This window comes from Streptomyces sp. NPDC007896 (assembly GCF_042959425.1).
In the GTDB taxonomy this organism is placed as follows: Bacteria; Actinomycetota; Actinomycetes; order Streptomycetales; family Streptomycetaceae; genus Streptomyces.
The window spans coordinates 161454-183193 of the sequence record NZ_JBIBKX010000013.1 but is presented as its reverse complement, the minus strand read 5'-3'; the positions used below and the strand labels follow the sequence as shown (position 1 = coordinate 183193).

The window sequence follows — 21740 nt, the reverse complement described above, 5'->3', positions numbered from 1 at the left end:
CGGCTACAGGTTGCCCATCGGTTCGATGTCCACCTTCACCGGTGTGCCCCAGATGCGCAGCACCTCGTAGTCCGTGAACTCGTGGACCAGGCGGTAGGCCATGCCGGGGCGCGGGGTGCGGCGCTCCGCGGCGAGATACCGCTCCGCCTCGACGCGGTCGCGGCGCGGGGTGCCGCACAGCTGCCACGCCTGGCCGGTCCACACCTCCGGCAGCCAGCGCTGCTGGGGCTGGGGGCGGTCGGCCCGCACGCCGTACCGGGACATCGTGCGCTCGGGTGCCTCGTCGGCGTCGCTGGGGCGGCCCTGCGGGAAGGCGTCGTTGACCTCGGTGCGGCGGGCGGTGCGCCGCCGCGTCTCGCAGAGCAGACAGAGGTCGACGGCGCCCTCGTCCACCGGGCCGTTCGGATGCTCGGCGCAGCGCGTGGTGGGCACCGCCGTCGTCACCGTCTCCTCCAGCAGGTCCAGCGCCCGCTTCAGGTCGGCCTTCACCTCGTGCAGCTTCGCGTCGGGCGTGTCGGCGTTCAGCGCGTCGCCGTGCTCGCCGAGCACGCGCAGGGCGCGGCCGAGGGCGGTCAGCTGTGCGTGGTTCACGGTGGTGGATTCCCTCCCGGGTCGGTGTCCTGCCCCTCCTTCGAAGAATCGCACACACCACTGACAGTGCCCCCGACCGTCCTCCCGAGGCCGAAGAAGTACGTCGCCGCGAACCCCACCACATACCCGGTGAGCAGCCCGCCCGCGTAGATCGCCGCCGTCAGGGCCAGTCCGCCCGTGCCCTTGAGCAGGGGGAACAGCGCCCAGCCCGAGGGACCGATCGCCGTGGAGCCGATCTTGTCGCCGAGCATCGAGAAGAAGCCGACGAACGCCCCGCCCGCCGCCCCGCCCGCGCAGGCGGTGACGAAGGGGCGGCCGAGGGGGAGCGAGACGCCGTAGATCAGGGGTTCGCCGACGCCCAGGAGGCCCGCGGGCAGCGCCGACCTGATCGTCGTACGCAGGGACTGGTCGTGGTGGAGGCGGACGTAGACCGCGAGTGCCGCGCCGACCTGCCCGGCGCCCGCCATCGCCAGGACGGGGAGCAGGACCGTGTAGCCCTGCTGCTGGATGAGGGTGGTGTGCAGCGGGATCAGGGCCTGGTGCAGGCCCAGCATCACCAGGGGGAGGAACAGGCCGCCCAGGACCAGGCCCGCGAAGACGCCCGTGTGGTCGAGGAGCCAGTTCGCGCCCGCCCCGGTGGCCGTCGACAGCTCGCCCGCCGTGTACATCAGGACGTAGAGCGTCACCAGGCCGGTGATCAGGACGGTGAGGGTGGGGGTGACGAGGACGTCGAGGGCCTCGGGGACCCAGCGGCGGCACCACTTCTCCACGTACGTTCCCAGGAGCGCGGCGGCCAGTGCGCCGAGTACCCCGCCCTGGCCCGGTGCCAGGGTCATGCCGAAGGCCGTCACCTTCGCGACCCCCGCGTACACGACGATCGCCGCCACCGCCCCGCCCAGGACCGGGGTGCCGCCGAACTCCTTCGCCGTGTTGTGGCCGACGAAGACCGCGATGAGGGCCATGAAGCCGGAGGCGATCGCGGCGAGGGCGGGGGTGAGGGAGGGGAGCCACCCCAGATTGACCAGCAGGCCGCCCAGGCCCGCGATGACTCCGCAGCCGATCAGGGCCGGGATCAGGGGGACGAAGATGTTCGCGATCCGGCGCAGGAGGAGTTTGAGGGGGGTGGCGTTGCGCTGTTGCCGGGCCGCCTTCCACTGGGCGCCGCGTGCGGCCAGCGCGTCGGCCGTGTTGGTGACGAGTGCCTCGAACTCGGGGGTCACCCGCGTGACCGTGCCCGGTCCCAGGACGATCTGGTAGCTGTCGTCGTCCGCGACCACGCCGAGTACGGCGGGCAGGGACCTGAGTGCGTCCTCGCGTACGAGCGTCCGGTCCCGCAGGCCCAGGCGCAGGCGGGTCATGCAGTGGGCGACGGAGGTGACGTTCGCGGCGCCGCCGACCAGGGGGAGGATCGCGGCGGCCGTGGCGGCATGGGGGGTGAGGTCGTTCGTTGTGCGCACTCCACGAGGGTGCTGGTCAGCCCGTCGATGCCGCGAGCGCCGCGCGCAGATGGCCGTCGCTCTCCTCCAGAAGGCGGGCCGCGGTGGGCCCGTCCACGCCGCCGAGGATGGTGAGGATGGCGTTCTTCACCTCGCCGTCGGTGGCCGCGAGGGCCTGTTCGATCTCCTCGTCCGAGGCGCCGGTGGCGAGGGCGACGATACGGCGGGAGCGGGCCCGCAGCTTCTCGTTCGAGGCGCGGACGTCGACCATCAGGTTCCCGTACGTCTTGCCGAGACGGATCATCGTGATCGTCGAGAGCATGTTCAGGACGAGTTTCTGTGCCGTGCCCGCCTTGAGACGGGTGGAGCCGGTCAACAGCTCGGGCCCGACGACGATCTCGATGCCGTGCTCGGACGCGGCGGCCAGCGCGCTGTGCGCGTTGCAGGACAGGCCGATCGTCAACGCGCCGCGCGCGCGGGCGTGTTCGACCGCGCCGACGGCGTACGGGGTGCGGCCGGAGGCGGAGACGCCGACCACCGTGTCGTCGGGGGTCAGGGAGAGCTCCTTCAGGTCCGCCTCGGCCAGCTCCTTGGAGTCCTCGGCGCCCTCGACCGAGGTGACCATGGCGCTCGGGCCGCCCGCGATCAGGCCCACGACCTCGGACGGGTCGGTGTTGAAGGTGGGCGGGCACTCGGAGGCGTCCAGCACCCCGAGGCGGCCCGCGGTGCCCGCGCCCGCGTAGATCAGCCGGCCGCCGCGGGACATGCGCTCGGCGACGGCGTCGATCGCGGCGGCGATACGGGGCAGCTGGGCCGCGACGGCCGTCGGCACGGTCGCGTCCTCGGCGTTCATGATCTTCGCGATCTCCAGCGTCGACAGCCGGTCGATCTCGGACAGCTCGGGACGGAACGCCTCAGTGGTCAACGTCTCCAACTCGGCACGCAGGGAGCCGTAGTTGGAGGAGGCGTCGGCGGTGGAGGAGGTCATGACGAACGGCTCTTTTCAACGCGGGGTGGTGAAGGCGCGCGTCCTAAGGGGCGCGGGGCTGCGAACATGTGCGGCTCCGCCGCGTGGGCGCGACCAGCCACAACGGGCCCGCAGCGTTACGACTACATCCAGTCTCGGCGACTACATCCAGCCACGGCTTCCCGCGGAGCGCTACCGCATACGGCGCCGAGGACTATGGCGGTGCGCCAGCGCCTCGTACGACGCGGACAGCGCCGGCGCCGCCGTCTCGTACGTCCGCTGGGCGACCCCCACGAACAGACAGTCCACGACCAGCAACTGACTGGTGCGCGACGACATCGCCGCGGGACGCAGCTCGCTCTCGCGGGCCGTGGACGTGGTGAGTATGTGGTCGGCGTACTGCGTGACGGGCCCGTCCGGGCGGCCGGTGATCGCGACCGTCGTCGCCCCTCGTTCGAAGGCGACCCGCAGCGGCTCGATGACGTCGCCCGTCGAGCCGGAGTGGGTGATCGCTATCGCCACGTCCTTGGCCCGCAGCTGCACCGCGTTGGTGACGGCGAGGTGCGGATCGCTGTGCGGGTGGGCTATGAGTCCGATGCGCAGCAGCTTCTGGGCCAGGTCCTGGGCGACGAGCCCGGACGCGCCGACGCCGTAGATGTCGATCCGGCGGGCGGCGGCGAGCGCGGTGACGGCCGCGCCCAGCTGGACCGTGTCGAGCCCCGCCGCGGTGTCGGCGAGGGTCTGCTGCTCGTCGTACGCGAGTTTCGCGACGACGTCCGCGATGGGGTCGTCGACCGCGATGTCCGCGGTGACGGCGGGCGCGCGGCCCGACTGCTGCTGGGCGGCGAGGCCGGCGAGCGCGAGGCGCAGGTCGCGGTAGCCGGGGTAGCCCAGCAGGCGGGCGGTGCGCACGACCGTGGCCTCGCTGGTGCCGGTGAGCTCGGCGAGGCCGGTGACCGTGAGGGCCGCGCAGCCGGCCGGGTCGCCGGCGACGGCCTCGGCGACCCGTTGCATGGAGCGGGTCATCGACGGGGCGAGCGTCCGCACCTTGGCCGCGAGGGCGGCGGGAGCGGGCGGAGCCTCACCGGCGAAAATTTCCTTCACGTCTTGGGTCACTTGTGAAAGATATTTTCTGCTGGGGTATGCGGTCAAGGGTGCGCACAATGGGTGCATGGACCCCACCAGCCATCCCGTCAGCCCCTTGGAGCAGGCGCTGCACGCGGCCCGCGCCCTCGTTCTCGCCGATCTCGTCGCGCGCGAGGTCGCCGAGGCGGATGTCGTCTCGCTCGTCGAGGACTCGGTGGTGCAGCGCCGATGGTGGGTCGAACAGTGGCCGGAGGGCGTCGGCTATGTGGCCGGGCTCGTCGCCCAGGACGTACAGGACGCGTTGCTGGAGCGGTACGGGCGGTGGCCGCTGTGTCCGGTCTGCGGCTCGGGCGACCCGCACGCCCTCGATGTCGAGCCGGAACTCGGGCCCGACCCGCACTGGGTCTGCCACAAGGCGGGCGTGAAGGTCGCGTCCGTGGGGTGCCTGGGGTCGGCGACCGGCGAGACGCCGTCCTCGTGACCGTCTACATCGACCCGCCCACCTGGCCGGGCCACGGGCGGCTCTGGTCCCATCTGGTCAGCGACGTCTCGTACGAGGAACTGCACCTGTTCGCCGCGGACTTGGGGCTACCCCCGCGCGCCTTCGAGCGCGATCACTACGACCTTCCCTCCCACCGGTACGCGGACGCCGTGCGCTCCGGGGCGGTGGAGGTCAGCAGCCGCGAGGTGGTGCGGCTGCTGTACGGGGCGGGGCTGCGACGGCGCAAGTACGCCGGCCGATAGGAGGACCGGTCGGCCCACCGCGGTGGGCGGAGGTCAGTCCGTACGGGCGTACAGCCGCAGCGACGGGTCCTGCGCGCGCAGCTCGTACGCGTACTCCTCCTCGTCCTCGCTCACCCGGGTGAAGCCGGCGCGCGCGATGACCCGCTGGGAGGGCGCGTTGGTCCGCTCTATGGCCGCGAAGAGGATGTCGAGCTCGTCGCGGGCGAGGGCCCAGGCGGAGAGGGTGCGCAGGGCCTCGGTCGCATAGCCGTGGCCGCGGGCGTTCTCGGCGAGGTCGTAGCCGACTTCCGCGCGGCCGTCCTCGCCGGGGGCGCCGTGGAAGCCCATCGCGCCGACCGCCCGGCCGTCCTCGCTCCGTACGAGCACGAACATGCCCCACTCCGGGCGGTGCGTCCCGCTCTCGTACGCCTTCATGACCATCCCGGCGGCGTCCCGAGTGCCGTCGAAGGGGCCGCCCTCGATCCACTCGAAGCCGCCGGTGCCACCCGCGCGCAGATCGGCGGCGGCCGCCGGGGTGACTCCTTGCAGCGTGAGCCGGTCCGCCTCGATCACCAGGTTGTTGCTCCAGTGCCACTCGGTGAGCGGGGCGCGGCCGGGCAGCTCGCCGCGGCCGGTCGCCCACAGGAGAGTGGGCCACGGGTCGGACCCCGGCCTGACGTGCGGAAAGATCCGGGTGAGGACGTCCGCACAGAGCTCTGCCGGCGGCTCGTAGGCGATCCCGAGACCCTGCGCGATGTCATGCGTGTGCAGCAGTACCTCGGTGACACCCATCGCGGCGAAGCCCTCGCGGTTCGCGCTGCGGAACGGATACGGGTGGAAGGCGCGCACCTCGCGCGGCGTGGTGCGCACGGCGGCGGCGAGCAGGGCGCCGGTCGTCTCGATCACGTCGACGACGCCCGCGTTGTCGGTGCCGTCGTCCAGGACGATCCCGAAGGGCACATACGCCGTGGTGGCCCGCCCCGCCAACTGCCCCGCGTACGCGAGGAGATCGTCCGCGATGTGCTCGGCGGTCTTTCGGCAGCTCCACTCGAGGCGGCCCGCCCCGACCGCGTCCCAGTCCCGCCCGGCCACCGCTCGCAACAGCGAGACGGCGCCCGCGACGGCTTCCTCCACCTGGTCCCCACCCATGGATCGCATGCGGCTGAGGATAGGCGCGGTCAGACGTCGTTACGTACTGGATTGTTGGTCCTGTCGGCCTTTTCGGCCTTCTTGTTCATGGACACCACCACACGGGAGGCCCGGGTACGGCGCTGGAGGCGCAGCGAGACCGCGGCCACCCCCATGCCCGTCACCGTCATGGCCGCGCCCGCCCAGGCCGTCGCCGCGTAGCCGAGACCCGCGTCGATGACCGTGCCGCCGACCCAGGGGCCGCCGGTGTTGCCGAGGTTGAAGGCGGCCGTGGTGGTGGCACCGGCCAGGGTGGGGGCGGCCCCGGCGACGTTGAAGAGCCGGGCGTTGAGCGCCGGGGCGGTGAAGAAGCAGGTGACGCCGAGGAGGAAGGAAAGAGCCACGGCCGCGATCGCGTACTGCCCGAGGAGGGCGAGCGCCACGAGGACGGTGGTCGAGGCCGCGGTACCGGAGAGGAGCACCCCGAAGAGGTGCGCGTCGGCGACCCGCCCGCCGATCGTCGTACCGATCAGCGCCCCGACCCCGAAGAGCGCGAGCACGCTCGGCACCCAGCCGCCGTCGAGCCCCGCGACATCCGTGAGCAGCGGCGAGAGGTAGCTGAACGTGCAGAAGACCCCGCCCGCGGCGAGCATCACGACAGCGACGGTGAGCCAGACCTGTGGGTCACGGTAGATGGTGACTTCCCGCCTGAGCTGTGGCTTCTCGTCGGGGAGCGGGATGCGCGGGATGAGGGTGACGACCCCGACCAGGGCGATCGCGGAGGCCGCGCCGACGGCCCAGAACGCGGACCGCCAGCCGAGATGCTCGCCGAGGAAGGCACCGGCCGGGACCCCGAGCACGTTCGCGATCGACAGCCCGCCGATCATCACCGCGAGCGCGCGGGCCCGGGACGTCACCGGGACCATCGCGATCGCCACCGCCGCGCCCACCGCCCAGAAGCCCGCACAGGCGAGGGCGCTGACGATCCTGGAGGCGAAGAGCACGGCGTACGTCGGCGCGAGCGCGCCGGCGATCTGGCCGAACCCGAAGACGGCGATGAGCGAGACGAGGGTGGTACGGCGGGGGAGGCGGAGGGTGGCCACGGCGAGCAGCGGCGCCCCGACGACCATGCCTATGGCGAACGCCGATATGAGCAGACCCGCCTGCGGAATCGTGACACCCATGTCGTCCGCGATGGGCGGCAGGAGCCCCGAGAGCATGAACTCGCTGGTCCCGAGGGCGAAGACGGAGAGGGCGAGGATGTAGACGGCGAGGGGCATGCGGGGGCCGGACGGCGGACCGGTGCGGGTCACTTGGCGGCCTTCCGGGGTGGGTTCGGTGGGCCCGGGGTGGGTTCGGTGAGGTGGGCGAGCTCGCGCCGGATGTTCTCCCGGGCCCGCTCCTCCCATTCCCGTGTTCCGTACGGCGTTCTGAACAGCCTCGGCAGGTCGAGGAGTTGACGCAGTACGGCCGCCCGGCCCGCTCGGAACGCCTCGTCCGGGACGAAGGCGTACTCCTCGCGGACGGCGGCGGTGTAGGCGGCGTAGGTGTCCGGGGGCGAGGCGAGGATCGCCAGGTCGGCGTCGCAGAGGACCTGGCCGTTGCGGTCGTCGTCGCTCGGGGCGTGGGTGACGGTGAGCCGGACAAGACGCCCGACCTCGGCCGTCTTCTCCTCCCCTACCCCGGCCTCGCGGAGGGCGCGTTCGGCGAGGCGGGCGGAGCGTTCCTCGTTCTCGGAGCGGTCGGGGAGGTAGACGGCGTCGTGGAACCAGGCGGCGAGGCGGACGAGGGCGGGGTCGTCCGCGTACTCCGCCAGTACGTCGATGTGGTCGAGGACCGCGGTGAGGTGCGCGACCGTGTGATAGCGGCGCTGTGGCTCCTGCCAGCGGGTGAGGAGGTTGTCCGCGTACGGGGCCGGGTCGGGGCCGCCGGGGGAGCGGGCGCCGTCGAGGGCATGGGACCAGCGGGTGCGCAGCGCGTCGAGGTCGGGCATGCGTCGATTCTCCCGGTTGCGTTCCTTGGGTCCTAGCGCGGAGGACAGCCGTCCCTCGCCCCGGGGCTTCCAGGGCCGCGGGAACTGCGCGCCCAGCCCCCACCCGCCCGCAGACGAACGAATCCGAGTGGACGGGTGATCGGGGCGGAGCCCCGTCCTGGGGGCGCGGGGAACGGCGCGATCGGCCCCCACTCGCCCGCAGGCGAACGAATTCGGGCGGAGGGGTGATCGGGGCGGAGTCCCGTCCTGGGGGCGCGGGGAACGGCGCGATCGGCCCCCACGCGCCCGCAGGCGAACGAATCCGAGTGGACGGGGTTTCGGGGCGGAGCCCCGATGGTGTGCCCCGGTAAACGGCGAGGCCTTCTCGCGGTGGTCGGTGGCCGCGGCGTACGCTGGGATTGGACTAGACCTGTAGCCGCCCCAGAGGAAGAGGCCCCATGAGCGACCGCAAGCGTGCAGTTCTGGAGGTGATCGCCCTCGGCGTGGAGGACGCGGTCGCCGCCCAGGCCGGAGGTGCCGACCGGCTGGAGTTGGTCACCGACATGGCCGCCGACGGGCTCACCCCGGCGGTGGAGACCTTCGTCGGGATCCGCGCCGCCGTCGACATCTCGCTGCGCGTGATGCTGAGGCGGGCGGACGGCTTCGCGGCGGGCGGCGCCGAGGGCGTCGACGCGCTCGTACGTCTCGCGGGGGAGATGCTGGCCGCCGGAGCGGACGAGTTCGTGCTCGGCTTCCTCGACGAGCACGGCGGTCCCGACCTGTCCGCCGTGGAGCGGATCGTCGCGGAACTGGACGGCTGCCCCTGGACGTTCCACCGCGCGATCGACCGCGCCGCCGACCGCGACTCCCTGCGCAAGCAGCTCGCGGACCTGCCGGGCCTGGACGCGTACCTCACGGCGGGTTCCCCGGACGGCGTGGACGACGGGTTGCCGACCCTCCTCGCCGAGGCCACCCGCCGCACCGAACCCGGTTACGAGCCCAGGATCATGGTGGGCGGCGGACTGCGTCTCGATCACGTTCCTCGGTTGCGGGCCGCGGGGATCGACGCCTTCCACATCGGCGGGGCGGCTCGGCCCGGCGGGTGGAACGGCCCGGTGACGGTGGCGGCCGTACGGGAGTGGCGGCAGGCCCTGGACGCGTAACGGCCGGCCGCGGCCTGAACAACCCGGCCGCACGCGTGCGGCGCCGCCGTCGCAGGGCCCGCCCGGCTGGGCCAGGTCCTACCCCAGTTGCTGCGGCAGTGGAGCCGCGTGGGTGACGGTCAGGCCCGAGACCGCCCGGGTCAGGGCCACGTACAGGCGGCGCAGGCCGGTCCGCTCGTCCGGTTCGCCGTCGACCACGGCCTGCGGCTCGTCCAGGACCACGTAGTCGTACTCCAGGCCCTTGGCGAGGGAGGCGGGGACGAGGGTGAGGCGGGTCTGTGCCGTCGTCTCCTCGCCGGGGCCCAGGTACGTCAGGCCCGCCGCCGTCAGCGCCTCGGTCAGCGCCGGGATCCGGGCGTCGGCGGCGATGAGACCGATCGAACCCTCGTTGCGCAGCAACTCCTCGCAGGCGCCGATGACCTGCTCGTCGGCGGTCGTCGGGCGCACCTCGAAGAAACCGGGGTTCTCACGGACCGACGCCACCGGGGTCAGGCCCGGCGCGATGTGCGGCAGCAGCCGGGAGGCGTAGGTGATGACATCGGTGGGGACGCGGAAACCGGCGGTCAGCTCCTCGATCACCGCTTCCCCCTTGCCGAGGTGGGCGAGCGCCTGGTCCCAACTCCGCGTCGCCCAGGGGGTCGTGCCCTGTGCGAGATCACCGAGCACGGTCGCCGAACCCGTCGTGCAGCGCCGCCCCACCGCCCGGTACTGCATCGGCGACAGATCCTGCGCCTCGTCGAGCACGACATGCCCGAGGGAGTGGGTGCGCTGGACGAGATCGGTGGCCTCGTCGATCAGCACGGCGTCGGCGGGCGACCACTTGGCCGACTTCACCGACCGCACCGGCTTCGCCCAGAGGATCTCCTTCTGCTCGTCCTCGTCGAGGAGCCCCTCCGCGTGGACGGCGAGGAAGTCGGCGTCGGTGAGCAGCCGCAGGACCAGTTTGGCGGGGTCGACCGGCGGCCAGATCGCCTTGACGGCCGCCTTCACCGCGGTGTTGCGGGCCACGGCGTCCTGCACCCGGTCGTCCGGTGCCTCGCCCGAGCGCTCCATCTGGACCAGCACGGCGTGCGCGATCCGCTGCGGAAGGGCCTCGCGGGCGGCGCCGTAGCGGATGTCGCGGTCCAGCAACTCACCGACGATCGTCTCGAGTTCGTACGCCGGGACGCGCCAGCGCCGCGAGCCGCGCACGACCACGACGCCCTCGGTCGGGAGCGTCACATGCGAGCGGACGGCCCGGCGCAGCACCTCGGCCATCCGGGCGTCGCCCTTGACGACGGCGGCGGTCGCGTCGTCCGTCCCGCGTACCTCCACATGCGCGACGAGGTCGTCGACCGTCGCCTGCTTGACCTCTAGCTCGCCCAGCGCGGGCAGCACCTGCTCGATGTAGTGCAGGAAGGACTTGTTCGGCCCGATGACCAGGGTGCCGGTGCGGGCCAGCCGCTCCCGGTGGGCGTAGAGGAGGTAGGCGACGCGGTGCAGGCCGACGGCCGTCTTTCCGGTGCCGGGGCCGCCCTGCACGCAGACGGAGCCCGCGAGACCCGACCGTACGATCTCGTCCTGCTCGGGCTGGATGGTCGCCACGATGTCCCGCATCGGGCCGACGCGCGGGCGCTCGATCTCCTGCTGGAGCAGCTTGCTGGTCGCCGCGGCCTCGGAGGGGTCGGACAGGTGCTCGTCCTCGTACGCCGTGAGGTCGCCGCCGGTGTACCCGAAGCGGCGCCGCAGCCCGACGTCCATCGGGTCCTTCTTCGAGGCCCGGTAGAACGGCTGTGACACCGGCGCGCGCCAGTCGATGACCATCGGGTCGCCCTCGGCGTCGTGCACATGCCGGCGCCCGATGTAGAAACGCTCGCCGTCCGCGCCCTCCGCCTTGTCGGCGCCGGGTGCGTGCAGATAGTCGAGGCGGCCGAAGAACAGCGGGGTGTGGCTGAGGTCGGCGAGGGCCTTGATCCGCTCGTCGATCTGGTGCTGGAGGACCGCGGCGTTCACCCAGTTCGCGGTGACGTCTTTGATGTCGAGGTTCTCCACGTCCTCGCGCATCGCGCGCAGTGCCGCGCGGGACTCGCCGAGGTGGGCGCGCTCGCGGGAGAGGGGGTCCTGGGCGGGTGGAGTGGACAACGTGGAGCCTCCGGAAGACCTGCTGCGTGTGAGTGGGTACGGCGGTCGAGCCGTTGGATGCCGTCCGGTTTCCGTCCGGGCGGCGGCACTCCGTCGAGGGAGGCGGGCAAGAGCGGAGATTCTAGGTCAGGGGAGGAGGTCCGGGCCAACCCTTTTCCGCGGCGTCGTTCGCCGCGTCGTTCGCCGCGTCGTGCGCGGCGTCATGCGCGGCATCAGGGATGCGACCCCCATATCCCTAGGGGTCGCCGTCCGTCGTGAGGCGTACACGCAGAGGCCTGCAGGCGTACGAGGGGTCGCCGAGGTTCGGTCCATAGGCCGACGCCATATGGGGTCACGGATTCCATGATGGATACATGAGCGCAGCAACCTTCACCCCAGGCCCTTCCGGGCGCGGTCCCGCCGCTCGTGGCGCAACCGCCTTCTCCCCCGTTCACCACCACCACCGTGTCGGCGACGCCCTGCGCGCCGTCAAGGTCTTCGTGGGCGCGGCGTTCGGCGTGGTGCTCCTCGGTGAGTACGAGGAGGAGGCGGGCGTACGACGCCGGTGAGCCGTTCGCCGGGTTGAACTGTCCCGGCACTAGGGTCACTCCGTGCTTCAGCGGAACGTGACCGATCGCTCACTCGACGAAGTCCTCCCGTTCTCCGTCCCTCGTTTCTCCGTCCTCCGTTTCTCCGGCTCCCGCTTCCCCGCGTCGCTTCTTCCCTTCCTTCTGCTTGCCACTTCCCTCGCCGCGTTCGCCGCGCTGTGTCTCCTCCGGCGCACCCCGATGGCCGACGCGCTCGTCTACCGGGCCGAGGGTGCGGCCGTCGTCCACGGCACGGATCTCTACGGGTTCACCGTCACCGAGTGGCAGCTGCCCGCCACGTACCCGCCCTTCGCGGCGGTCCTCTTCGTCCCGCTGGCCTGGCTCCCGCCTGCCGTCCTCAAGGCGGCCTTCGTCGCCGGGAACGTGGCCCTGCTGGCCGTGCTGGTCCGGCTCTCCTGCCGTCTCGCGGGCCTGCCGACACGGCTGCCCACGCTCTGCGCCGCCACCGCGCTCGCCCTGTGGCTCGAACCCGTCTTCCAGACCGTGCTCTTCGGCCAGATCAACCTCGCCGTCGCCTGCCTGATCCTCTGGGACCTGACACGGCCGCCCGGCGCCCCGGGCAAGGGCATCGCCCTCGGCATCGCGGCCGGGGTGAAACTGACTCCCGCCGTCTTCGTGGCGTATCTGCTGCTCAGGGGCCGGCGAGGGGAAGCGGCCACCGCCCTGGCGGCCTTCGCCGGGACCGTACTCCTGGGAACGCTCGTCCTTCCCGCCGCGAGCGTCGACTTCTGGACCCGGCGGCTCTACGAGACCGGCCGCGTCGGCAAGGTGTGGATCGTCGACAACCAGTCGCTCCAGGGGCTGATCGCCCGGACGCTGGGGGACCCGGCACCGGGTCCGTTGTGGGCCGTACCCGCGCTGGCCCTCGCGTCGGCGGGACTGTGGCTGGCCCGCCGCGCGCGCACCGACCGCCAGGGCGTCCTCGTCACCGCCCTCACGGCCCTGCTGATCTCGCCCATCAGCTGGTCGCACCACTGGGTGTGGTGCGTCCCGCTGATCGCCGTGCTGTACGCCGAACACGGCCCGCGCACGGCCGCCGCCACCGCCGCGGTGTTCGCGGCCCGCACCCTCTGGCTGGTCCCGCACCAGGGCGATCTGGACCTCCGTCTACCCTGGTGGCAGCAGCCGTTCGCCTCGCCGTACCCCCTGCTGGGGTTGGTACTGCTGGTTCAGTTGTCGGCCAGGAGTTCGTCGGCGTCGACGATCCGGTAGGCGTACCCCTGCTCCGCCAGGAACCGCTGCCGATGCGCGGCGAAGTCCTGGTCGATGGTGTCGCGGGCGACGACGGAGTAGAAGTGCGCCTGGTGACCGTCGGCCTTCGGGCGCAGCACGCGGCCCAGGCGCTGGGCCTCCTCCTGGCGCGAGCCGAAGGTGCCCGACACCTGGATGGCGACGGTCGCCTCCGGCAGGTCGATGGAGAAGTTGGCGACCTTCGACACGACGAGCACGCTGATCTCGCCCTGCCGGAAGGCGTCGAACAGCTTCTCCCGCTGCGCGTTGCTGGTCTCGCCCTTGATGACGGGCGCGTTCAAGTGCTCGCCCAGCTCGTCGAGTTGGTCGATGTACTGGCCGATCACGAGGATCTGCTGCCCCGCGAACTTCCGTACCAGCGCCTCGGTCACCTTCCGCTTGGTCGCGGTCGTCGCGCAGAAGCGGTACTTCTCCTCGGTCTCGGCGGTCGCGTACGCGAGCCGCTCGGAGTCGGTGAGATTGACACGGACCTCGACACAGTCGGCGGGCGCGATGTACCCCTGCGCCTCGATCTCCTTCCAGGGCGCGTCGAACCGCTTGGGCCCGATGAGGGAGAAGACGTCCGACTCGCGCCCGTCCTCGCGGACCAGGGTCGCGGTCAGGCCCAGCCGCCGCCGCGCCTGGAGATCGGCCGTGAACTTGAAGACGGGCGCGGGCAGCAGGTGCACCTCGTCGTAGACGATGAGTCCCCAGTCCCGGGAGTCGAAGAGCTCCAGGTGGGGATAGACGCCCTTCCGCTTGGTCGTCAGCACCTGATAGGTGGCGATGGTGACCGGGCGGATCTCCTTCCTCGTGCCGCTGTACTCGCCGATCTCGTCCTCGGTCAGCGAGGTCCGCTTCACCAGCTCGTGCTTCCACTGCCGGGCGGAGACGGTGTTGGTGACGAGGATGAGGGTGGTGGCCTTGGCCTGCGCCATGGACCCGGCGCCGACGAGCGTCTTCCCCGCTCCACAGGGCAGGACGACAACGCCCGACCCGCCGTGCCAGAAGTTCTCCACGGCCTGCTTCTGGTACGGCCGCAGCGCCCAGCCGTCCTCCGCCAGCTCGATCGGGTGCGCCTCCCCGTCGACGTATCCGGCGAGGTCCTCGGCCGGCCAGCCCAGCCTCAGCAGCGTCTGCTTGATCTGCCCGCGCTCGGAGGGGTGCACGGCCACGGTGTCCGGGTCGATCCGGTTGCCGACGAGCGGGATGATCCGCTTCGACCGCAGGATCTCCTCCAGGACGGGCCGGTCGGTGGTGGTCAGGACCAGCCCGTGGGCCGGGTGCTTGCTGAGGGTGAGACGCCCGTAGCGGTCCATCGTCTCGGCGATGTCGACGAGCAGGGCGTGCGGTACGGGGTAGCGGCTGAACTCGACGAGTGCGTCGACGACCTGCTCGGCGTCGTGGCCCGCGGCGCGCGCGTTCCACAGGCCGAGCGGTGTCACCCGGTAGGTGTGGATGTGCTCGGGCGCCCGCTCCAGCTCGGCGAACGGCGCGATGGCCCGACGGCAGGCGTCGGCCTGCTCGTGGTCGACTTCCAGGAGCAGGGTCTTGTCGCTCTGGACGATGAGGGGTCCGTTCACACCCGTCCCTTTCTGCGTGCCGTCACCCCGCGCGGATGACCGGCCAAACGTCCAGTGTGCCTCAAGGGGTGGTGATCACGGCTGGTCGTCGGCGAGCTCGGCGACCCCGGTCACGCGGTGCAACGGATAGGTGCGGACCTCGTCCGCGGTGTGGTCGTACGCCGTCACGAAGCCGCCCTCCACCCGGATCGGGGCGATCACGCGCTGGCTGGCGGCGCCCTCGGCGTTCACGTACCCGATCCACACCGCCTCGCCGGTCATGACGGCGGCCTGCATGGTGGCGAGGGTCTCGGCGGAGCTGGTGCGCGGCAGCTCGCCGTTGCCCGGCGCCTGTGCCTGCGTGTCCTTGCGCGGGGTCGTGGAGGCCAGGTCACCGGCGCGGATGGCGCGGATCGCGGCACCGAGGAGCGTGGCGTCGGGCACCGGAGGGCCCTCCGGGACCGGCACGGGGGCGGAGCGCGGCGGGGTGCGGTGGGCGTGAGCACGGGTGATCAGCACATCACCCTCGGCGGACTCCGCGGCGGGCGCGAAGCCCATGGAGCGCAGGCCCTCCAGCAGGGCCGCCGGGTCGGCCTGGGCGGCGAGCACGGTGGGCGCGAGGCGGCGCAGCCGCAGTCCCTGCGAGCGCTTGTCGGCGAGGATCTCGCTCAGCAGCGCGTCGTCGTCGCAGCGGACGTACGCCGAGGCCGCCCCGATCCGCAGATGGCCGTGCCTGCGCGCCACGTCGTCGATCAGATAGGCGAGCGGCTGCGGGACGGGCGTGCGGGAGTGGGCCGCGAGGAACGCGTGCAGATCCGAGGCCGACCGGCCCGCGTCCAGGGCCCGCCGTACCGACCCCGGGGTGAAGCGGTAGACCGTCGCCCCGCCCTTCGACTCGACGTCCGCGAGCACGCCGAGCGTGTCGGCGAGGGGACGCTCCAGCGGGCCGGGGGCGACGGCGGTCAGGTCCGCCTGGAGGAGGACGTGGTCCAGGGGCTCGGGCAGCAGCGGGGCGAGGAGCCGGGCGGCGTGGGCGGCGGCAGCGGCCTGTTCGGCGGGGGAGTGCGGGGTTTCGGAGAGGGGGGCTTCGACGGCGGGGCGGTGGTGCTTGTGGGCGGGGAGCTTGTCGCCGGGACCGGACGGGGCGCGCGCCGCGGTCTCCCGCACGCTCGCCGCCGGCAGCCCCAGCAGCGCCCGCCCCTGCGCCGAGAGGGCACCCCGGCCGGTGACTCCCAGCAACTCCGACTCGGACAGCGTCCACCGGGCGAGCCGGGTCCGCAGATCCTGGGCCGTGCTCCGGTCCCCTCGCGGCGGACGCTCCCACTGGAGGTGGGCGAGGACCGACTCCGGGGTGGCGGCGGCGCCCTCGGGCAGGGTGGCGAGGAGGGTGAGGACGCGGTGGCGGACCTCGGGGGCCGCCGAGCGGTCGAGGCCGGGGCCCAGCGCCGACAACGTACGGTCCTTCGTGTCCCGCCCGCCGATCAGGCCCGCCGTACGGGTCGCGGCCAGCCACGCCGAGGCGAGCGTGGCCCACCGTTCGGCGGCGGGCCTCTCCAGCCACTCGTCATAGGCGGGGGTGGCCGCGTACCGTTCGTCGTCCTCCCCGTCCGAGGCCAGCAGCCCCGCCGCGTAGGCGAGCTCGACCCAGAACGCGGCGACCGGCTCCGCGACGTCCAGCGCCACCGCCGTCCGCTTCAGGTCCCGGACGCTGAGCCCACCGGCGCGCAGTACGGCGGGCCCGCCCTCGTGCCAGTCCTTCAGCAGCTCCTCGACGGTGGCGAGCGCCGTGTACGCCTGGCCCGCCGCCGCACTGTCCACAACCTGTGGACGGTGCGTCCGCGTGGCCTCGACCGCCGGGGCCACCGGTTCCGTCGCCCGGTGCGCGCGGCCCGCCCGCAGATGCAGGGCGACCTCCCGGGGCAGTACGACCGTGCCGGGCGCCGTCGGCAGCAGCAGCCCGCGGTCGATCAGCCAGCGCAGATGGCGTGCCGGGTCGGCGGTCACCTGGCCGTACGGCGGCCCCCACACCAGCCGGGACAGCACGTCCACCGCCTCGGCCGGGGCGGTGTCGAGGAGCGCCGACATCCGCGCCCGGTCGGTGAACAGCCCGGTGAGCGAGGCGATGGCGGAGACGGAGTCGTGGGTGGTCGGCAGCCCGGCCTCGGCCACGATCTCCTGAATACGCCCAGGGGACATCCCGGCCGTGGCCTCGGCGACGGTCGGTCCAAGGCCCGTCGGGGACGGGTGCTGGGGGGACGGCGCGAGCAGCTCGCGCGCCGTCCGTACGAGACGCAGGCGGTCGTCGGGGCCCCACACCAGGGCCTGCTCGCGCAGCGTCCTCACAGCGCGCGGGAACGCCGCCGTGACCGCCGGGTCGTTGTCGTCGCCCGCCAGCAGCGCGAGCAGTTCGTCGTACGTCGCCGGGTCCGACGCGACGGCGAGGGCCTCCGCGGTCTGGAGCGCGAACCGGTCCAGGCGCTCCAGGGCGCGGACCACCGAGGCGCGGGTGGCGGCGCGGGTGGCGAGCTGGGTGAGGTCCGTGGGGACGGGGGTGATGAGGTCGGGGCGGGTGCGGAGGAGGGCCGACAGGGAGGCGTCGTCCCGGGCGCGGAGGGCTTCCGCGAGGGAGCGCGGAGCGGTGCCCTGCGGGGCGCGGTCCGGCGTGGAGTGCTCCTCTGTGCTCATCCGCTCAACGGTAGTGGTTTCTCGCCCCCGCCGCCCCTACCCGCCCCATCCCCGGGGCTACGCCCCGGACCCCGGGTGTGTTGTCCGGCCGGGGTCGGACAGACCCACCCGGGGGTCTGGGGGCGGAGAACTCGGGGTGTACGCGGTACCGTCGTGGCCGCGGGGTTTACAACGTGCGCGCCCCGGAGGGGACTTCGTGGGGATTGAGAGCGACCAGCTCGTATTCGACTATCTGAGCCGCGTCGGAGACCTGGCCCAGCAGCGCCAGCTGCCCTCGGCCACCCGCATGCGACTCGTCTCGGAGCTGCGCAACGAGATCGACCGACGCCGGGCGAAGGCCCCCGTCGACAGTCCGGCCGCCGTCCGCCGCATCCTCTCCCGCCTCGGCACCCCGGACGACATCGTCGCCGCCGCCCGCGAGGGCGGCCCCGAGGCCGGTACGGACACCTGGGCCGCCGTCCCCACCCAGCGCGCCGGCGAGGACGACGACCGCCCCAAGGGCCTGCGCCGAGTCGTCCCGAGGCCGCGCCCGGCGGAACCGAAACCCACGCCCCGCCCCACCGAGGCCGACGACGCCCCCTCCCCGCCGCACCTCGCCAGCACGCACGAACTGGGCGACAGCTCCGCGGATCCGGACTGGTGGCGCAAGGACACCAGCCCGTTCGGGCTGGGGGACAGCGTGCCGGGATTCGTCGGCGGCGTGGAGATCCCCGAACTGCTCAAGCCGCCACCGAGGCACGAGGACGCAGACGAGGACGAATCCGACTCCGAGGAGGAAGCGGAGCCGAAGCCGGCCAAGTCCTCCAGGTTCTCCAAGGCGCCCAAGGCCGAGAAGGCCGCCCCCGTCGAAGCGGCCGACGTCGCCGTCGCGCCCCGTCGCCGGCTCCCCCGCCCCGGCAACTGGAGCAACCCCCTCCTTCTGCTCGCCGCCGTCCTCCTCGTCGTCGGCGCCGCCCTCGGCAACTGGTTCGCCCTCGGCCTCGGCTGGCTCATCGCCTGGGCCTCCCGCCGACTGAGCCCCGTCGAGTCGAAGTGGGCCGTGCTCGGCATGCCGGGGCTGGCCGTGACGGCGGGCGTCGTCTGGCTGTGGGGCCGTACGGACGGCCGCTGGGGCGATCCCCTCGTCAAGGGGCACATGAACGAGGCGGTCGCGCAGACCTGGCCGTGGGTGGTCAGGGGCGCGGCCGTGGCCTCGGCGCTGTACCTGGTGTGGCGCTCACAGCGACGCCGCTGACCCGCGCGACCGACCGCCACCGGCCACCACATGGGCACGTGGGCGCATGGGCACAATGGTCCATATGCCTATCGCATCGACGACCCCCCGGACTCCCCGCCTGCTGACCGTCGGCTTCGACCTCGACATGACCCTGATCGACTCCCGCCCCGGCATCCACGCCTGCTACCAGGAACTTTCGGAGCGCACGGGGACGTACATCGACTGCGACCTGGTCGTCACGCGGCTCGGACCGCCGCTGGCGGAGGAGCTGGTCAACTGGTTCCCGGCGGACCAGGTGCCCGCGATCGCCGACCTCTACCGCGAGATGTACCCCATGCATGCCATCACCGGCACGCTCGCGATGCCCGGCGCCCGCGAGGCCGTCGCGGCGGTCCGCTCGGCGGGCGGGCGCGCGGTCGTCGTCACCGCGAAGTGGGAGCCCAACGCCAAGCTGCACCTGGACCACCTGGGCATCGACGCCGACGCGGTCGTCGGCAACCTGTGGGCCGAGCAGAAGGCGCAGGCGCTGCGGGAGCACGGCGCGAGCGTGTACGTCGGCGACCACACCGGCGACGTCCGCGGCGCGCGCACCGCGGACGCCTACTCCGTCGCGGTCGCCACCGGCCCGTGTGACGCGGCGGAGCTGCGCGCGGCGGGCGCGGATGTCGTGCTGGCCGACCTGACGGAGTTCCCGGCGTGGTTGAGCGACTACCGCGGGGACTACCGGGAGGCCGTACGGGCCTGAACCGCGCGGGCCTGACGGCGCCCCGCGGCGACGGACCGCAGCACCCCCGCCGCGGCGATCAGGAACCCGACGCCCATGAGCATGCTCAAGCCGAACATGTACGTCGGAAAAGGCGTCGTATGGAGGAGTAGCGGGGCCACGGTGACGAGTGTGGCCACGGCTCCTACGAAGAACACGATGGCACCGGCACGGATCAGCCGGTCACCGGGCTCGGCGGAATTCGGTTGGGTTTTGTCACGCACCGGACCAGGGTAGTTCCCAGCGCGAAGGAACAATCCGGCGACGTCTTGTCACCGGCCCCGGGACCATTAGCCTTGGTACCGGCGGGTCCGACGACCCGCTGTAGTGCTATCCGGGGCAGTTTCCGACCGTTGCCCGTGCAACGGTCCGAGTGTGCGCCCGTGCAGTTTTCAGAGCAGTTTCCGACGAGTACGAGGACGAGGACAGACGTGCCTACCGGCAAGGTCAAGTGGTTCAACAGCGAGAAGGGCTTCGGCTTTCTCTCCCGCGACGACGGCGGCGACGTCTTCGTTCATTCCTCGGTCCTGCCCGCCGGAGTAGATGTGCTCAAGCCCGGCCAGCGCGTGGAGTTCGGCGTCGTCGCCGGCCAGCGCGGTGACCAGGCGCTTTCGGTGACCATCCTGGATCCGACCCCCTCCGTCGCGGCCGCCCAGCGCCGTAAGCCGGACGAACTGGCCTCCATCGTGCAGGATCTGACGACCCTTCTCGAAAACATCACGCCCATGCTGGAGAAGGGCCGCTACCCCGACAAGGCCTCCGGCAAGAAGATCGCGGGCCTCCTGCGAGCGGTCGCCGACCAACTCGACGTATAGCCCGCGGACGGGCGGACAAAAGCGCCGGAAGCGTAGGCGGGCCGAGGGGCGTGATCAGTCCCTCGGCCTCGTCCATGCCGTCGGCCCGGGATCAGGGGAATGACAGGGCGTCGGGTCCGAGTGCCGGGACCAGTCCTTCGGCGGCGGCGCGGGTGAGCAGGCCCCGGATCGCGGCGTAGCCGTCCTCTCCGAGGTCGGCGGTGAACTCGTTGACGTACAGGCCGATGTGCTGGTCGGCGACGGCCGGGTCCATCTCCTGGGCGTGTTCGAGGACGTAGGAGCGCGATGCCTCCGGGTCGTCCCAGGCGGCGCGGACCGAGGCGCGGGCGGCGTCGGCGAGGCCCTTCAGACGCTCCTCGCCCAGCGCGCGCTTGGCGATGATCGCGCCGAGGGGGATGGGCAGTCCGGTCGAGCGCTCCCAGTGCTCGCCCATGTCGGCGAGCTTGTGCAGCCCGTAGTTCTGGTACGTGAAACGGGCCTCGTGGATGACGAGTCCGGCGTCGACCTTCCCGTCCCGTACCGCCGGCATGATCTCGTGGAAGGGCATGACGACGATCTCGCCGACCCCGCCGGGAACGGTGTCCGCGGCCCAGAGGCGGAAGAGCAGGTAGGCGGTCGACCGCTCGCTCGGCACGGCGACCGTGCGCCCGGTGAGGTCCGCGTCCGGCTCACGGGTGAGGACCAGCGGCCCGCACCCCCGGCCCAGCGCGCCCCCGCACGGCAGCAGCGTGTACTCGTCGAGGACGTACGGCAGGACGGCGTACGACACCTTCAGCACGTCGAACTCGCCGCGCTCGGCCATGCCGTTGGTGATGTCGATGTCCGCGAAGGTCACGTCGAGCGCGGGCGCGCCCGGGACGCGGCCGTGGGCCCAGGCGTCGAAGACGAAGGTGTCGTTCGGGCAGGGCGAGTACGCGATCTGCAGCGTCTTGTCAGGGCTGGTGGTCTGGGTCATGTGGGTTCCAACTCTCCAGGACGGGCGCGAGCTTCCCGAACGCCTCGGTGAGGGCCGCGAGAGCCTCTCCGATGCGCCAGGCGGCGCGGTCGCGCGGGCCGACGGGGTTGGAGACCGCGCGCATCTCCAGCACGGGCACACCGTGCGCGGCGGCCGCCTCGGCCACCCCGAAGCCCTCCATGGCCTCGGCGAGGGCGCGCGGGTGGCGGGCCCGCAGTTCGGCGGCGCGCTCGGCGCTGCCGGTCACGGTGGACACGGTCAGCACGGTTCCGGCGCGTCCACCGGTGGCCGACACGACTTCTCGTACGAGTGATTGCGGTGGACGGTGGCTGACGGTTCCGAACCCGAGCTCGGTGACCGGCAGGAACCCGTCCGCGGTCTCGGCGCCGAGGTCCGCCACGGTGATCTCGTCGGCGACGACGAGGGATCCCACCGGGGCCTCAGGCTGAAAACCGCCCCCGATCCCGGTGGAGACGACGAGGTCGTAGGGGGCGCCGTCCAGGGCGGCCGCGGTGAGCGCGCCCGCCGTGGACGCGGCGGCCGGAGCGGGCCCCACCCCGGCGGCCAGCAGATCGAGGGTCACGCGGGCGGCGGTGCTGTCGCGGGAGGCCGGGGACAGCCGCTCCAGGGTCGTCCCGGGCAGCCGCAGCGAACGGCCGGTGGCAGCGAACGCCCCGGCCACCGCGTCCCTCTCCACGGGAACGGCGGTGGCCACCAGCACCTTCAGCCCAGCGGCAGCG

The 21740-nt window shown here is 72.6% G+C and carries 21 protein-coding genes; 8 read left to right on the top strand and 13 right to left on the bottom strand.

From position 1 onward, the window contains the following. Positions 1-3: 3 nt before the first annotated feature. From ACFZDJ_RS35725 to ACFZDJ_RS35710, 4 genes are all read right to left on the bottom strand, one after another. Entirely contained in the window at positions 4-591 is a 588-nt protein-coding gene (locus tag ACFZDJ_RS35725; protein WP_384917167.1) for a hypothetical protein, read from the bottom strand. Further along, the gene (locus ACFZDJ_RS35720) at positions 588-2048 is read right to left on the bottom strand and encodes a PTS transporter subunit EIIC (RefSeq protein WP_391065196.1); all 1461 of its coding nucleotides are present in this window, start codon (positions 2046-2048) and stop codon (positions 588-590) included. Before ACFZDJ_RS35720 ends, ACFZDJ_RS35725 begins: the two co-directional genes overlap by 4 nt. Before the next feature lie 16 nt (positions 2049-2064). Continuing rightward, entirely contained in the window at positions 2065-3015 is a 951-nt protein-coding gene (murQ, locus tag ACFZDJ_RS35715; RefSeq protein WP_391065193.1) for an N-acetylmuramic acid 6-phosphate etherase, read from the bottom strand. A 171-nt stretch (positions 3016-3186) separates the two neighbouring features. After that, the gene (locus ACFZDJ_RS35710; RefSeq protein WP_390930645.1) at positions 3187-4110 is read right to left on the bottom strand and encodes an SIS domain-containing protein; all 924 of its coding nucleotides are present in this window, start codon (positions 4108-4110) and stop codon (positions 3187-3189) included. Positions 4111-4165: 55 nt separating this feature from the next. Here ACFZDJ_RS35710 and ACFZDJ_RS35705 point away from each other — a divergent pair, with 55 nt between their 5' ends. Continuing rightward, positions 4166-4561 (top strand): hypothetical protein, encoded by a 396-nt coding sequence (locus ACFZDJ_RS35705; RefSeq protein WP_319748735.1) that lies wholly within the window; start codon positions 4166-4168, stop codon positions 4559-4561. Then, positions 4558-4824 (top strand): DUF4031 domain-containing protein, encoded by a 267-nt coding sequence (locus ACFZDJ_RS35700; RefSeq protein WP_391065190.1) that lies wholly within the window; start codon positions 4558-4560, stop codon positions 4822-4824. Before ACFZDJ_RS35705 ends, ACFZDJ_RS35700 begins: the two co-directional genes overlap by 4 nt. 33 nt (positions 4825-4857) lie before the next feature. On the opposite strand, the gene ACFZDJ_RS35695 is transcribed toward ACFZDJ_RS35700, so the two are convergent. From ACFZDJ_RS35695 to ACFZDJ_RS35685, 3 genes are read right to left on the bottom strand one after another with little or no spacing between them, the layout of a single operon-like run. Then, entirely contained in the window at positions 4858-5961 is a 1104-nt protein-coding gene (locus tag ACFZDJ_RS35695; protein WP_391065187.1) for a GNAT family N-acetyltransferase, read from the bottom strand. A gap of 20 nt (positions 5962-5981) precedes the next feature. Beyond that, positions 5982-7211: a Cmx/CmrA family chloramphenicol efflux MFS transporter gene (locus ACFZDJ_RS35690; protein ID WP_390930932.1), complete on the bottom strand. Its 1230-nt coding sequence runs from the start codon at positions 7209-7211 to the stop codon at positions 5982-5984. A 29-nt stretch (positions 7212-7240) separates the two neighbouring features. After that, a complete protein-coding gene (locus ACFZDJ_RS35685; protein WP_390930637.1) occupies positions 7241-7924 on the bottom strand; it encodes a hypothetical protein in 684 nt (227 codons plus the stop codon). Between the two features lie 437 nt (positions 7925-8361). Here ACFZDJ_RS35685 and ACFZDJ_RS35680 point away from each other — a divergent pair, with 437 nt between their 5' ends. Continuing rightward, complete coding sequence (locus ACFZDJ_RS35680) at positions 8362-9066, top strand: copper homeostasis protein CutC (protein ID WP_391065184.1); 705 nt, start codon at positions 8362-8364, stop codon at positions 9064-9066. A 78-nt stretch (positions 9067-9144) separates the two neighbouring features. On the opposite strand, the gene ACFZDJ_RS35675 is transcribed toward ACFZDJ_RS35680, so the two are convergent. Beyond that, entirely contained in the window at positions 9145-11109 is a 1965-nt protein-coding gene (locus tag ACFZDJ_RS35675; protein ID WP_391065419.1) for a HelD family protein, read from the bottom strand. A gap of 431 nt (positions 11110-11540) precedes the next feature. Between ACFZDJ_RS35675 and ACFZDJ_RS35670 the strand changes: the two genes are divergently transcribed. Both ACFZDJ_RS35670 and ACFZDJ_RS35665 read left to right on the top strand, forming a co-directional pair. After that, positions 11541-11735 (top strand): hypothetical protein, encoded by a 195-nt coding sequence (locus ACFZDJ_RS35670; protein WP_384917187.1) that lies wholly within the window; start codon positions 11541-11543, stop codon positions 11733-11735. A 162-nt stretch (positions 11736-11897) separates the two neighbouring features. After that, a complete protein-coding gene (locus tag ACFZDJ_RS35665) occupies positions 11898-12986 on the top strand; it encodes a glycosyltransferase 87 family protein (RefSeq protein ID WP_391065417.1) in 1089 nt (362 codons plus the stop codon). Here ACFZDJ_RS35665 and ACFZDJ_RS35660 read toward each other — a convergent pair. Together ACFZDJ_RS35660 and ACFZDJ_RS35655 are read right to left on the bottom strand one after the other, a co-directional pair. After that, a complete protein-coding gene (locus tag ACFZDJ_RS35660) occupies positions 12944-14587 on the bottom strand; it encodes a DNA repair helicase XPB (protein ID WP_384917190.1) in 1644 nt (547 codons plus the stop codon). The two genes, ACFZDJ_RS35665 and ACFZDJ_RS35660, sit on opposite strands and share 43 nt — an antisense overlap. Positions 14588-14662: 75 nt before the next feature. After that, positions 14663-17251 carry a helicase-associated domain-containing protein gene (locus tag ACFZDJ_RS35655; RefSeq protein WP_390930632.1) on the bottom strand — a complete coding sequence of 863 codons (2589 nt, stop codon included), beginning with the start codon at positions 17249-17251 and terminating at the stop codon, positions 14663-14665. Between the two features lie 196 nt (positions 17252-17447). Here ACFZDJ_RS35655 and ACFZDJ_RS35650 point away from each other — a divergent pair, with 196 nt between their 5' ends. Further along, complete coding sequence (locus ACFZDJ_RS35650) at positions 17448-18485, top strand: hypothetical protein (RefSeq protein WP_390930630.1); 1038 nt, start codon at positions 17448-17450, stop codon at positions 18483-18485. A gap of 55 nt (positions 18486-18540) precedes the next feature. Then, positions 18541-19212, top strand: coding sequence for an HAD family hydrolase (locus ACFZDJ_RS35645; protein WP_384917197.1), 672 nt, complete (start codon positions 18541-18543; stop codon positions 19210-19212). Here the strand turns inward: ACFZDJ_RS35645 and ACFZDJ_RS35640 are convergent. After that, positions 19188-19454, bottom strand: a complete 267-nt coding sequence (locus tag ACFZDJ_RS35640; RefSeq protein WP_384917199.1) for a hypothetical protein — start codon at positions 19452-19454, stop codon at positions 19188-19190. The genes ACFZDJ_RS35645 and ACFZDJ_RS35640 overlap by 25 nt on opposite strands. A 207-nt stretch (positions 19455-19661) precedes the next feature. On the opposite strand from ACFZDJ_RS35640, the gene ACFZDJ_RS35635 reads away from it, so the two are divergent. Next, a complete protein-coding gene (locus ACFZDJ_RS35635) occupies positions 19662-20045 on the top strand; it encodes a cold-shock protein (protein ID WP_067371847.1) in 384 nt (127 codons plus the stop codon). 91 nt (positions 20046-20136) lie between these two features. On the opposite strand, the gene ACFZDJ_RS35630 is transcribed toward ACFZDJ_RS35635, so the two are convergent. Beyond that, positions 20137-21000 carry an MqnA/MqnD/SBP family protein gene (locus tag ACFZDJ_RS35630; protein WP_390930625.1) on the bottom strand — a complete coding sequence of 288 codons (864 nt, stop codon included), beginning with the start codon at positions 20998-21000 and terminating at the stop codon, positions 20137-20139. Beyond that, positions 20978-21715: a futalosine hydrolase gene (locus ACFZDJ_RS35625; protein WP_248296758.1), complete on the bottom strand. Its 738-nt coding sequence runs from the start codon at positions 21713-21715 to the stop codon at positions 20978-20980. Before ACFZDJ_RS35625 ends, ACFZDJ_RS35630 begins: the two co-directional genes overlap by 23 nt. Between the last annotated feature and the right edge of the window lie 25 nt (positions 21716-21740).

Coding starts and splice junctions, on each gene's coding strand:
- murQ (WP_391065193.1), bottom strand. CDS start 3,015: ATGACCTCCTCCACCGCCGACGCCTCCTCCAACTACGGCTCCCTGCGT.
- ACFZDJ_RS35705 (WP_319748735.1), top strand. CDS start 4,166: ATGGACCCCACCAGCCATCCCGTCAGCCCCTTGGAGCAGGCGCTGCAC.
- ACFZDJ_RS35695 (WP_391065187.1), bottom strand. CDS start 5,961: ATGCGATCCATGGGTGGGGACCAGGTGGAGGAAGCCGTCGCGGGCGCC.
- ACFZDJ_RS35690 (WP_390930932.1), bottom strand. CDS start 7,211: ATGCCCCTCGCCGTCTACATCCTCGCCCTCTCCGTCTTCGCCCTCGGG.
- ACFZDJ_RS35685 (WP_390930637.1), bottom strand. CDS start 7,924: ATGCCCGACCTCGACGCGCTGCGCACCCGCTGGTCCCATGCCCTCGAC.
- ACFZDJ_RS35680 (WP_391065184.1), top strand. CDS start 8,362: ATGAGCGACCGCAAGCGTGCAGTTCTGGAGGTGATCGCCCTCGGCGTG.
- ACFZDJ_RS35675 (WP_391065419.1), bottom strand. CDS start 11,109: ATGCGCGAGGACGTGGAGAACCTCGACATCAAAGACGTCACCGCGAAC.
- ACFZDJ_RS35670 (WP_384917187.1), top strand. CDS start 11,541: ATGAGCGCAGCAACCTTCACCCCAGGCCCTTCCGGGCGCGGTCCCGCC.
- ACFZDJ_RS35655 (WP_390930632.1), bottom strand. CDS start 17,251: ATGAGCACAGAGGAGCACTCCACGCCGGACCGCGCCCCGCAGGGCACC.
- ACFZDJ_RS35645 (WP_384917197.1), top strand. CDS start 18,541: ATGGTCCATATGCCTATCGCATCGACGACCCCCCGGACTCCCCGCCTG.
- ACFZDJ_RS35630 (WP_390930625.1), bottom strand. CDS start 21,000: ATGACCCAGACCACCAGCCCTGACAAGACGCTGCAGATCGCGTACTCG.